Source organism: Hydrogenophaga sp., assembly GCF_028698005.1.
Taxonomy (GTDB): domain Bacteria; phylum Pseudomonadota; class Gammaproteobacteria; order Burkholderiales; family Burkholderiaceae_C; genus Hydrogenophaga.
This window is the reverse complement of the sequence record NZ_JAQVEJ010000009.1, coordinates 1-11,453: the sequence shown is the minus strand read 5'-3', so window position 1 is coordinate 11,453 and position 11,453 is coordinate 1. Positions and strand designations below refer to the sequence as shown.

9 protein-coding genes and 1 pseudogene are annotated in these 11,453 nt (G+C 65.9%); 1 reads left to right on the top strand and 9 read right to left on the bottom strand.

The annotated features are described in order from the left end of the window. Positions 1–1,249 (bottom strand): annotated as a pseudogene (locus tag PHQ87_RS01980) (bifunctional salicylyl-CoA 5-hydroxylase/oxidoreductase); the annotation flags it as partial. A 94-nt stretch (positions 1,250–1,343) separates the two neighbouring features. On the opposite strand from PHQ87_RS01980, the gene PHQ87_RS01975 reads away from it, so the two are divergent. Next, positions 1,344–1,667, top strand: a complete 324-nt coding sequence (locus PHQ87_RS01975; protein ID WP_300230663.1) for a DUF1840 domain-containing protein — start codon at positions 1,344–1,346, stop codon at positions 1,665–1,667. 106 nt (positions 1,668–1,773) lie between these two features. Here PHQ87_RS01975 and PHQ87_RS01970 read toward each other — a convergent pair whose 3' ends face one another. From PHQ87_RS01970 to PHQ87_RS01935, 8 genes are all read right to left on the bottom strand, one after another. Continuing rightward, positions 1,774–2,748 carry a tripartite tricarboxylate transporter substrate-binding protein gene (locus tag PHQ87_RS01970; RefSeq protein ID WP_300230661.1) on the bottom strand — a complete coding sequence of 325 codons (975 nt, stop codon included), beginning with the start codon at positions 2,746–2,748 and terminating at the stop codon, positions 1,774–1,776. A gap of 146 nt (positions 2,749–2,894) precedes the next feature. Then, the gene (locus tag PHQ87_RS01965) at positions 2,895–4,148 is read right to left on the bottom strand and encodes an AMP-binding protein (RefSeq protein ID WP_300230659.1); all 1,254 of its coding nucleotides are present in this window, start codon (positions 4,146–4,148) and stop codon (positions 2,895–2,897) included. A 51-nt stretch (positions 4,149–4,199) separates the two neighbouring features. Then, positions 4,200–5,012 carry an ABC transporter ATP-binding protein gene (locus PHQ87_RS01960; RefSeq protein WP_300230657.1) on the bottom strand — a complete coding sequence of 271 codons (813 nt, stop codon included), beginning with the start codon at positions 5,010–5,012 and terminating at the stop codon, positions 4,200–4,202. Positions 5,013–5,103: 91 nt separating this feature from the next. After that, positions 5,104–6,438 carry an ABC transporter substrate-binding protein gene (locus PHQ87_RS01955; protein WP_300230655.1) on the bottom strand — a complete coding sequence of 445 codons (1,335 nt, stop codon included), beginning with the start codon at positions 6,436–6,438 and terminating at the stop codon, positions 5,104–5,106. Positions 6,439–6,481: 43 nt separating this feature from the next. Continuing rightward, complete coding sequence (locus PHQ87_RS01950) at positions 6,482–7,558, bottom strand: branched-chain amino acid ABC transporter permease (RefSeq protein WP_300230653.1); 1,077 nt, start codon at positions 7,556–7,558, stop codon at positions 6,482–6,484. A 91-nt stretch (positions 7,559–7,649) separates the two neighbouring features. Beyond that, positions 7,650–8,579, bottom strand: coding sequence for a branched-chain amino acid ABC transporter permease (locus tag PHQ87_RS01945; protein ID WP_300230651.1), 930 nt, complete (start codon positions 8,577–8,579; stop codon positions 7,650–7,652). Positions 8,580–8,591: 12 nt separating this feature from the next. Then, positions 8,592–9,377 carry an ABC transporter ATP-binding protein gene (locus PHQ87_RS01940; RefSeq protein ID WP_300230650.1) on the bottom strand — a complete coding sequence of 262 codons (786 nt, stop codon included), beginning with the start codon at positions 9,375–9,377 and terminating at the stop codon, positions 8,592–8,594. A gap of 33 nt (positions 9,378–9,410) precedes the next feature. Then, positions 9,411–11,357, bottom strand: coding sequence for an AMP-binding protein (locus PHQ87_RS01935; protein WP_300230649.1), 1,947 nt, complete (start codon positions 11,355–11,357; stop codon positions 9,411–9,413). Positions 11,358–11,453 lie beyond the last annotated feature (96 nt).

Genomic DNA, 11,453 nt, shown 5'->3' with positions numbered 1-11,453 from the left:
CCAGCCAGGATTCGTAGCCTGCCAGCCACCGGGGGTCGCGCTGGCGCAGGTTCTCGTGGCTGATGCGCTGGCTGCGCGTGAGCAGCGAGTAGGCGAACTGCTCGATCTCCATGCCGGTGTAGCGCTCGACGTTCTCGAACCATTCGGTCGAGTTGCGCGCGGCGTTCTGGATCTTCAGCACTTCGACGCTGCGGCGCGCCTCGTAACCCTGCAGCACGGCGTCCAGGTCGGCGATGGCGCTGCCGTTCTGCGCATGGCGGCTGAACTCGTCGGCCAGGTCGATGGCATCCTCCAGGGCGAGCTTGGTGCCACTGCCGATGGAAAAGTGTGCGGTGTGGGCGGCATCGCCCATCAGCACGATGGGAATACGTCGGGCGCGATCCGGCGCCGGGCCGGCCCCATCGGGGTGAGGCATCTCCTGCCAGTGCACCCAGGTGCGGCAGATCACGCGCGGGAAGCGGATCCAGTTGGCCGAACCGCGCAGGTGCCTGGCATTGCTCACGAGCGCGTGGCCGTCGAGGTACTTGGCAAACAGCCGCTCGCAGAAGGCGATGCCCCCCTCCTGGCTCATCTGGTCGATGCCGTGCGCCTTCCACACCGTTTCGGGTGTCTCGACAATGAAGGTGGAGGTGTCGGCGTCGAACTTGTAGGCGTGCGCCTGGAACCAGCCATGCTCGGTCTTCTCGAAGGCAAAGGTGAAGGCGTCGAAGGTCTTCTTCGTGCCCAGCCACACGAAGCGGCACAGGCGCGTGTCGATGTCGGGCTGGAAGGTCGATTCGTAGCGTGTGCGGATGCGGCTGTTGAGGCCGTCGCTGGCGATCACGAGGTCGGCGTCGTATTGCCGTGCCAGGGCCTGGTCGTCGGTGACGTCGGTCTCGAAAACGAGGTTCACGCCCAGCTCGTGGCAGCGGTCCTGCAGGATGTTGAGCAGGCGCTTGCGGCCGATGCCGATGAAGCCGTGGCCGCCGGAGCGCACGCTGCGGCCCTTGAAGAACACCTCGATGTCGTCCCAGTGGTTGAACGCGTCGCGCATGGCCTGGGCCGTGGGCGGGTCGGCGCGCTGCAGATTGCCCAGCGTCTGGTCCGAGAACACCACACCCCAGCCGAAGGTGTCGTAGGGCCGGTTGCGCTCGACCACGGTCACCTCCAGCGCCGGGAAACGGCGCTTCATGAGCAGGCCGAAATACAAGCCCGCGGGGCCTCCGCCGATGCACAGGATGCGCCGCAACGCAGGGTGTGAAGTGTTCATGTCTTATTAGTTTAGACATGAACTAAATGTGTCCAACCGGGAAAACCCGGATCGGTGTCAGAATGGACCTTCCACCGACCAAAGGAGGATGACCATGTCTCTTTACCGATTCAAATCCCGAGAAACCGGCGATCTGGTCATGCTGGCGCCGGATGGCAAACGCATTCTCGACGTCCTGGGCAAAGAGCCCGCCGGGCCCGGCATCATCCAGCCGGCCGAGATGGCGGCGGCGGTGCAGGCCTTGCGCGATGCGGCCCGGGCCGAAGAAGAGGACCGTCAGCGGCAGATCGAGGAGGCGCGGGCCAAGGGCGAGGTGCCACCCGATTTCGACATTCCCCTGCGTGTGCGCAGCGCACCTTTTATCGAGATGCTGGAGCGCTGCCGCGCAGCCGACGTCGAAGTCGTCTGGGGCGTGTAGACGGCCAGAAAAAAGCCACCGCGGGCGGTGGCTTCGGGGATGGACCGCAAGGCCCGCAACGCAAGCGGTGCCCCCGGCGCGTCAGCCGCACCGGGGACCGCTGCCGTCAGTCGGCGTAGATGCCGGCGGCCTTGAACACCGGGCCGAAGCGGGCCACCTCGGATTGCACGAACTTCTTGTGCTCGGCCGGGTCGACGCGCTTGTCGGCGATCACGATGGCGCCCAGGCCCTCCTGCTTCCTGACGAAATCAGGGTCTTTCAGGGCGCTCTTGAGCGCTTCGTTGAGCGTTTTCAGAACGTCGGCGGGTGTGCCCTTGGGGGCGTACAGGGCGTGCCAGATCGAGACCTGGAAGTTCTTCAGGCCCTGCTCATCCAGCGTCGGGATGTCCTTGAGTGCCGGCGTGCTCAGGCGCTTGAGCATGGTCACGGCATAGGGCTTGACCTTCTTGCCTTCGATCTGGGCCGTCGTGTTGGTGGTCTGGTCGCACAACAGATCGATCTGGCCGCCGAGCAGGTCGGCGATGGCCGGTGCGGTGCCCTTGTACGGCACGGTCGTCATCTCGACCTTGAGCTCACTCTGGAACAGCGTGCCGCACAGGTGCGAGGCCGAGCCGATGCCGGCATTGCCCAGGTTGACCTTGTTGCCGTTCTTGCCGATCCAGTCGCGCAGTTCGGCGAAGGTGTTGGCCTCGAGCGTGGGCCGGCCGATCAGGGTCATGGGCACGTCGTTGATCATGCCCAGGTATTCGAAGTCGGTTTCGTAGTTGTACGACAGCTTGCGGTACAGCACCGGCGTGGTGGCCATGCCCACGTGTGTGACCAGCAAGGTGTAGCCGTCATTCTTGGCGCGCGCCACCTTGGTCGTGCCGATGGTGCTGCCGGCACCGGCCGCGTTGTCGATCACGATGGTGGTGCCATTCAGGGATTTCTGCATCGCCTCGGCCAGATCGCGTGCCACGCGGTCGGTCGGGCCGCCGGCGGCGAAGGGCACCACGATGGTGATCGGCTTGCTGGGGAAGGCCTGCGCGAGCGCGGCGGAGGCCGCGAGGGCGGACAGCGAGAAAGCCAGGATTTTCTTCATGGGGAGCACTCCTCGGTGGATGAAACTTTGATCGTAGTCCGATGGGCCCTGGAGGGAATCGCGGGAAATACGTAGCCGGCCAGGGGGATAAACCCTGCCTTGAAACTGCGCCATTGTTGACACCGGTCAAAGCCGCCGGTGCGGCCTCACTGGTAGCTGCGTGCGTCCTCGATGACCTTGCCGTCGTTGGGCAGGCTGCCCGGGGGCACCAGCTGCACGTCGCCGCGCAGCTTGGTCACCTCGCGCACCACCGCCTCTATGTGTTCGCGCAGCCCTTCGGCCGCTTCGGCGGCCTCGACCTGCAGGCACATGCGGTCGTTGGCCATCTCGCCGCTGACGACCAGGCGTGCGCGCTGCACCTCGGGGAAGCGGCGCACGATCTCGGCCACCTGGGACGGATGGACGAACATGCCCTTGATCTTGGTGGTCTGGTCGGCGCGGCCCATCCAGCCCCTGATGCGGGGGGCCGTTCGGCCCGTGGGACAAGGGCCGGGGAGGATGGCCGAGAGGTCGCCGGTGCCGAAGCGGATCAGCGGGTAGACCGGGTTGAAGGTGGTGACGACCAGCTCACCCACTTCGCCGTCGGGCACCGGGTCACCGGTGCCGGGGCGCACGATTTCGACGATCACGTGCTCGTCCACCACCAGGCCTTCGCGTGCGGCGGTTTCGTAAGCCACGAGGCCCAGGTCGGCGGTGGCGTAGGTCTGGTAGACCTCGACGCCGCGCGCGCGGAACCAGGCCGTCAGGCTCGGCGGGCAGGCCTCGCCGCCAACGGAGGCCCGGCGGACGCTGGCCACGTCGGCGCCGGCTTCCTCGGCCTTCTCGAGCAGGATGCGCAGGAAGCTGGGCGTGCCGGTGTAGGCGTCGGGACGCAGGTCGGCGATGGCCTGCAACTGCTGCTCGGTCTGACCGGTGCCGGCCGGAAAGACCGTGCAGCCGATGGCCAGTGCACCCGATTCAAGGACGTAGGCGCCCGGGGTCATGTGGTAGCTGAAGCTGTTGTGCACCAGGTGTCCCGCGCGAAAGCCCGCGGCGAACAGGGCGCGGCCGGCGCGCCAGTAGTCGCGTGCGGTGCCTTCGGGTTCGTAGATCGGGCCGGGCGAGGCGAAGATGCGCTGCATCTGCGGCCCGCGCACGGCGGCGGCAAAGCCGCCGAAGGCATCACCGCCGCCCGCGCGGCTGGCACGCTGGCATTCCAGCAGTTCATGCTTGCGTGTCACGGGCAGCCGGGCCAGCGCCTCGCGGCTGGTGATGGTGCTCGGATCAATGTCCTTGAGCCGTTCCGCGTAGGCGGTGGTGGCTGATCGGGCATGCGCCACCTGCGCCGACAGTGCGGTCATCTGCGCCGTGGCGCGCTCGTCGGTCGATCGCGTTTCCAGTGCGTCGAAGAACTCGGTCATGGCTAACACCCAAATGGAGAGAGAGGGGGTGGGGAGGGAAAACGTCGGGGATCAGGCCAGCCAGCGCTTGCGGCGCTTGTAGCTCTTGACGTCCTTGAACGACTTGCGCTCGCCGCCGCCCATGCCCAGGTAGAACTCCTTGACGTCCTCGTTGTTGCGCAGGTCCTCGGCCGCGCCGTCCATCACGATGCGCCCCGATTCCATGATGTAGCCGTAGTCGGCGTAGCGCAGCGCCATGTTGGTGTTCTGCTCGGCCAGCAGGAAGGTCACCTTCTCCTTGGTGTTGAGGTCTTTCACGATCTCGAACACCTCTTCCACGATCTGCGGCGCCAGGCCCATCGACGGCTCGTCGAGCAGCACCACGCTGGGGTTGGCCATGAGCGCGCGGCCGATAGCGCACATCTGCTGCTCGCCGCCGGAGGTGTAGGCGGCCTGGCTGGTGCGGCGTGTCTTCAGGCGCGGAAAGTAGGCGTAGACCTTCTCCAGGTTGCGCGCGATCTCGGCCTTGTCGGTGCGCGTGTAGGAGCCGGTCATCAGGTTCTCCTCGATGGTCAGGTGGGCGAAGCAGTGGCGTCCCTCCATCACCTGCACCACGCCGCGCTGCACCAGGTCGGCCGGCGAGAGGTTCTCGATGCGCTCGCCGCGCAGCTCGATGGAACCCTTGGTGACTTCGCCGCGCTCGCCCTTGAGGAGGTTGGAGATGGCGCGCAAGGTGGTGGTCTTGCCCGCGCCGTTGCCCCCCAGGATGGCGGCGATCTTGCCCTCGGGCACGTTCAGCGACACGCCCTTGAGCACCAGGATCACGTGGTTGTAGATGACCTCGATGCCGTTGACGTTCAGAACGATGTTGGGTGTGGTGCTCATGCTGATGATTCCTCGTGGACCATTCGCAAGGCCGGCGCCGTGCGCGGCGCGGCCTTGCGGATGGCGGCTGGTGAGCCAGCCGCCACGCTCATCAGGAGCTGCAGTCTGACGCTGGGCGGGCTTCGAGCTTCTTCTCGGCCGCGTACTTGGCTGCGGTGGACTTGACCAGCGGCTTGATGATTTGCTGGTCGGCCTCGATCCAGTCGCTGGACATGGTCCACTTGCTGCCGTCCCAGGTGTGGATGCGGGCCGCGCCCGTGCCCACGTGGTCGGAGCACGAGGTGCTGATCGGGCCGCGCAGAATGCCCTTGAAGCCCAGTGCGTCGAGCTTGGCCTGCGAGAGGTTCAGGTTCTCCAGACCCCAGCGCACCTGCTCGCCGGTCATGACCTTGCCCTTGCCGAAGCGTTCCTGTGCCGCGCGGATGCCCTCGATGCCCACGGCCGCGCTGACCACGCCGCGCAGGTACAGCACGTCGCCCACTTCTTCCTTCGGACCGGTGCCCTTGCCCTTGGCGTGGAGTTTTTCCAGGATCTCCTTGACGATCGGGGCTTCGCGGTCGGCGCCGTGCTGCAGCGTCACACCGTTGTAGCCCTTGGCGCCCTGGCCCACGTCCTTGACGTCGGGCTCGGCGCTGGACCACCACACGCCGTACATCTTGTCGCGCGGATAGCCGGTGGCCTGGGCTTCCTTGAGGGCCGTGGAATTCATCACGCCCCAGCCCCACAGCAGCACGTAGTCGGGACGGCTCTGGCGCACCTGCAGCCAGGTGGCCTTCTGCTCCACGCCAGGCGCAGCGACCGGCAGCAGTTGCAGGTCGAAGCCGTGCATCTTGCTGCGCTCCTGCAACAGCGGGATGGGTTCCTTGCCGAACGGGCTGTCGTGGTAGACCAGCGCGATCTTCTTGCCCTTGAGCTTGTCCAGGCCGCCTTCCTTCTTGGCGATGGCCTGCACGATCACGTCGGCCGCGACCCAGTAGGTGCCCAGCAGCGGGAAGTTCCACTTGAACACCATCCCGTCGGCACTTTCGCTGCGGCCGTAGCCGGTGGTGATCAGCGGAATCTTGTCGACCGGGGCCTTTTCGGTCAGCGCGAAGGTGGCGCCCGTGGACCAGGGGTGGATCAGCGCGGCGCCGCCGTTCTTGCCCTTCAGGCGCTCGTAGCACTCGACCGAGCGGGCGGTGTCGTAGGCGGTCTCGCACTCCTCGATCAGGATTTTCACGCCATTGATGCCGCCGCGCTCGTTGACCAGCTTGTAGTAGTCCACGATGCCGTTGGCCGTGGGCGTGCCGTTGGGCGCGTAGGGACCGGTGCGGTAGGACAGCACGGGCAGGTATTGCTCCTGGGCCATCGCGGCCGGTGCCGTGAGCAGCGCACCGGCGCCAGCGGCGGTGATGGCAGCGGCGATAACGATCTTGCGAAGCTTCATGTGTGTCTCCTGGGGTTGGTTGAAGCGGGCGGGGAAAGCGGGGTCAGTGGGGGAAGGGCCACAGGCGGAGCTTTTGCTTGCCGATGGACCAGAGCCGGGCCAGCCCGTGCGGCTCGACGATCAGGAACCACACGATCAGCGCACCGAAGATCATGAACTCGGCGTGTGCGACCGCGGTGGTGGAAACGCTCAGGCCGAACAGCCCCGCGATCACGGGCAGGAGCTGGTTCAGTGCGATGGGCAGGATGGTGATGAAGGCGGCACCGAACATCGCACCCATGATCGAGCCCAGGCCGCCGATGATCACCATGAACAGCAGCCGGAACGAGTAGTCGACCGAGAAGGCCGAGGGTTCCCAGGCGCCCAGGTAGACGAAGGCCCACAGGGCGCCGGCGATGCCGATGATGAAGGAGCTGACGGCGAAGGCGCTGAGCTTGGCGTACATGGGGCGGATGCCGATGACGGCGGCGGCGACGTCCATGTCGCGGATCGCCATCCATTCACGGCCGATGGCCGAGCGCACGAGGTTCTTGGCCAGCAGCGCGATCACCGCGAGGATGCTCAGGCAGAACAGGTACTTGGAGGCGGCGCTTTCCAGCGGCAGACCGAACACCTGCAGGTTCGACACCGCCACCGAGCCCGAGGGCGTGTCCATGGTGAACCACTTGATGCGCAGGAACATCCAGTCGGCGAAGAACTGCGCCGCCAGCGTGGCCACCGCCAGGTACAGCCCGCGCACGCGCAGGGACGGCAGGCCGAACAGAATCCCGAACAGCATGGCGCACAGGCCGCCGAGAATGAGCGCCGGGACCAGCGGCATGCCCGGCACGCGCACGAAGAAGTTGTAGGCGCCGTAGGCGCCGACCGCCATGAAGGCGCCCGAACCCAGCGAGATCTGCCCGCAGTAGCCGACCAGGATGTTCACGCCCACGGCGGCGAGCGAGAAGATCAGGAACGGGATCAGGATGGCGCGCATCAGGTAGTCGCTGGCCAGCATCGGCACGACGACGAAGGCCACCACCAGCAGCAGCCCGATGGCCCAGCGGTCCTGCGCGATCGGGAAGATCTGCTGGTCGGCGCGGTAGGAGGTCTTGAACTGACCGTTTTCTCTGTAGAACATGTTGGCCTCGATGATCTTTTGGCTACGACACGCTTCGCTTAACTTTGCTGCGCAAAGTCAGCTTCCGCTGAAAGATCATTGCCCGTGTACTTCATACACGGTCAATGATCTTTTCGCCGAACAAGCCCTGCGGGCGGAACAGCAGGAACACCAGCGCCAGCACATAGGCGAACCAGATCTCGATGCCGCCGCCGACGTAAGGGCCGAGGTAGATTTCCGAGAGCTTCTCGCCCACGCCGATGATCAGACCGCCGATGATGGCGCCCGGCACCGAGGTCAGTCCGCCCAGGATCACCACCGGCAGGGCACGCAGCGCCACGGTGGTCAGCGAGAACTGCACGCCCAGCTTGGAGCCCCAGATGATCCCGGCCACCAGGGCGGTGATGCCGGCCACGCACCAGACGATGACCCAGATGCGGTTGAGCGGGATGCCGATCGACTGCGCGGCCTGGTGGTCGTCGGCCACGGCGCGCAGCGCGCGCCCGGTGCCCGTCTTCTGGAAGAAGACCGACAGCGCCGCGACCAGGCAGGCAGCGATCACGGCGGCGATGATGTCTTCCTGGTTGATCAGCACGCCACCCTCGAACACGCTTTCGAACAGGAACAGCGGGTCCTTGGGCATGCCGACGTCGATCTGGTAGACGTTGGAGCCGAACAGCGACTGCCCCAGGCCGTCGAGGAAGTAGGAAATGCCCAGCGTGGCCATCAGCAGCGTGGCCGCTTCCTGGTTGACCAGGTAGCGCAGCACCAGGCGCTCGATCAGCCAGGCCAGGGCGAACATCAGCACGGTGGCGATGGCAAAGGCAAGCAGGTTGGCCAGCAGCTTGCTCTCCAGGCCCAGCCATTGCGGCAACCATTCGGCAAAGCGCGCCATGGCCAGCGCGGCGAACAGCACCATCGCGCCCTGGGCGAAATTGAACACGCCCGAGGCTTTGAAGATCAGCACGAAGCCCAGGGCCACCAGCGAATACAGCATGCCGGCCATCAGGCCACCGATCAACGCTTCCAGAAAGAATCCCATGTCTGCCGCTCCTCAGTGGCTGGTGCCGAGGTAGGCGCTGATGACCTCCTCGTTGCTGCGCACCTCGTCGGGGGTGCCGTCGCCGATCTTCTTGCCGTAGTCCAGCACCACCACGCGGTCGGAGATGTCCATCACCACGCCCATGTCGTGCTCGATCAGCACGATGGTGGTGCCGAACTCGTCGTTCACGTCGAGGATGAAGCGGCTCATGTCCTGCTTCTCCTCCAGGTTCATGCCGGCCATGGGTTCGTCCAGCAGCAGCACCTGCGGCTCCATGGCCAGGGCGCGGCCCAGGTCGACGCGCTTTTGCAGGCCGTAGGGCAACTGGCCGACGGGGGTCTTGCGGTGGGCCTGGATTTCCAGGAAGTCGATGATGTGCTCGACGAATTCGCGGTGCGCCTCTTCTTCGCGCTGGGCCGGGCCGATGCGCAGGGCTTGCAGCAGGATGTTGCTCTTCATGCGCAGGTTGCGGCCGGTCATGATGTTGTCGATCACGCTCATGCCCTTGAACAGCGCCAGGTTCTGGAAGGTGCGCGCGATGCCCATCTCGGCCACCTGCCGGCTGTTCATGCCGCGAAAGGTCCGGCCGCGGAAGGTGATGGAGCCTTCCTGCGGCTGGTAGACGCCGTTGATGCAGTTGAGCATCGAACTCTTGCCGGCGCCGTTGGGGCCGATGATGGCGCGGATCTCGTGCTCCCTGACGTCGAAGGAGATGTCGGTCAGCGCCTTGACGCCGCCGAAGCGCAGACTGATGTTCTGGACGTCCAGGATGACGTCGCCGATCTTCTTGTTGCTCATGCGGGTGATTCCCTCGTGGTGCGCCGCCGCGCTTCAGGCCGCCGCCTTGATGGGCAGGTAGGTCTTGGCGTCCATGATCTTCAGCGTGGCGCTCACGCTGCCGGTGCGGCCGTCCTCGAACTTGACCTGGGTCTCGATGAACTGCTCGTCCTTGCCGCCGTACAGCGCATCGACCAGCACCGCGTATTTCTCGCCGATGAAGCCGCGCCGGACCTTGTTGGTGCGCGTGAGCTCGCCGTCGTCGGCGTCCAGTTCCTTGTGCAGCACCAGAAAGCGGCTGATCTGGCTGCCGGCCAGCAGCTCGTCGCGGCTGAGGTCGGCGTTGACCTTCTCCACGCAGTCCTTGATCAGCTCGTAGACCTCGGGCTTCTGCGCCAGGTCGGTGTAGCCGGCGTAGGGCAGGTTGCGCCGCTCGGCCCAGTTGCCCACGGCTTCGAAGTCGATGTTGATCATCACGCAGACCTTCTCGCGCCCGTCACCGAAGGCCACGGCCTCCTTGATGTGCGAGAAGAACTTGAGCTTGTTCTCGACGTACTTGGGCGCGAACATCGCGCCGTCGTGGGCGCCGCCCCGGATCCGGCCGACGTCCTTGACGCGGTCGATGATCTTCAGGTGGCCGTCCTTGTCGATGAAGCCCGCGTCGCTCGTGTGGTACCAGCCGTCCGCACCGAGCACCTCCTCGGTGGCCTGGGGGTTCTTGTAGTACTCCTTGAGCAGGCCGGGCGACTTCACCAGGATCTCGCCGCTGTCGGAGAGCCTGATCTCCACGCCCTCGCAAGGCACGCCGACGGTGTCGGCACGGGCCTCGTGGTCGGGCTGCAGGCAGACGAACACGGCGGTCTCGGTGGAACCGTACAACTGCTTGAGGTTGATGCCGATGGAGCGATAGAAGGTGAACAGGTCGGGGCCGATGGCCTCGCCGGCGGTATAGGCCACGCGCACCCGCGACAGGCCCAGGCTGTTGCGCAGCGGCCCGTAGACCAGGAGGTTGCCGATGCCGTAGACGATGCGGTCGAGCAGGCGCACGGGCTTGCCGTCCATCATGGCCGGGCCGACGCGGCGCGCCACGTTCATGAAGGCGTGGAACATCTTGCGCTTGACCGTGCCGGCATCTTCCATGCGGATCATCACGCTGGTCAACAGACCCTCGAACACGCGCGGCGGCGCGAAGTAGTAGGTCGGGCCGACCTCCTTCATGTCGATCGAGACGGTGGCGCCCGACTCCGGGCAGTTGACCACGTAGCCGGTGACCAGCCACTGCGCGTAGCTGAAGATGTTCTGCCCGATCCAGGCCGGCGGCAGGTAGGCCAGTACCTCGTCGCGCTCGGTGAGCTTGTCGAAGCGGCTGCCCACCGTGGCGCGGTCGATCAGGGTGTGGTGGGTGTGCACGACCCCCTTGGGATTGCCCGTGGTGCCCGACGTGAAGAACATCGCGGCCACGTCGTCGGGGCGGGCTTTGTCGATTTCCTCGCGGAAGAAGCCGGGGTGTTCCCTGGTGAAGGCCTGTCCGCCGGCCACCAGGGTGTCGAGGCTGGCCAGGCCGGGTTGGTCGTAGTTGCGCAGGCCACGCGGATCGTCGTAGAAGACATGGCCCAGTTGCGGGCACTGCTCGCGGATCTCGAGCATCTTGTCGACCTGCTCCTGGTCCTCGACCACCGCGAAGCGCACCTCGGCGTTGTTGATGGGGTAGACGCATTCGCCGGCCACGGCATCCTGATACAGCGGCACCGGGATGGCCCCCAGCGCCTGCGCCGCCATCATCGCGGCGTACAGCCGTGGCCGGTTGGCGCCGATCACCACCAGGTGCTCACCGCGCCGCAGGCCGGCCTGGTGAAGACCGCAGGCGATGGCCTCGACCAGTTCGGCCATGGCGCGCCAGCTGGTGGTCTGCCAGATGCCGTATTCCTTCTCGCGCATCGCCGGCGCGTCGGGCCGCTGCCTGGCGTGTTCCAGCAGCAGCCGGGGGAAGGTGCTTTGCATGTTGTCGTCTCCTGGTGCCGGTGCCTCATGAGGGCACCATGCCTGATCCGGTATGCGTGCATGGTAGGCGCGATGTTTGACGCCGTGTTGTCGGTG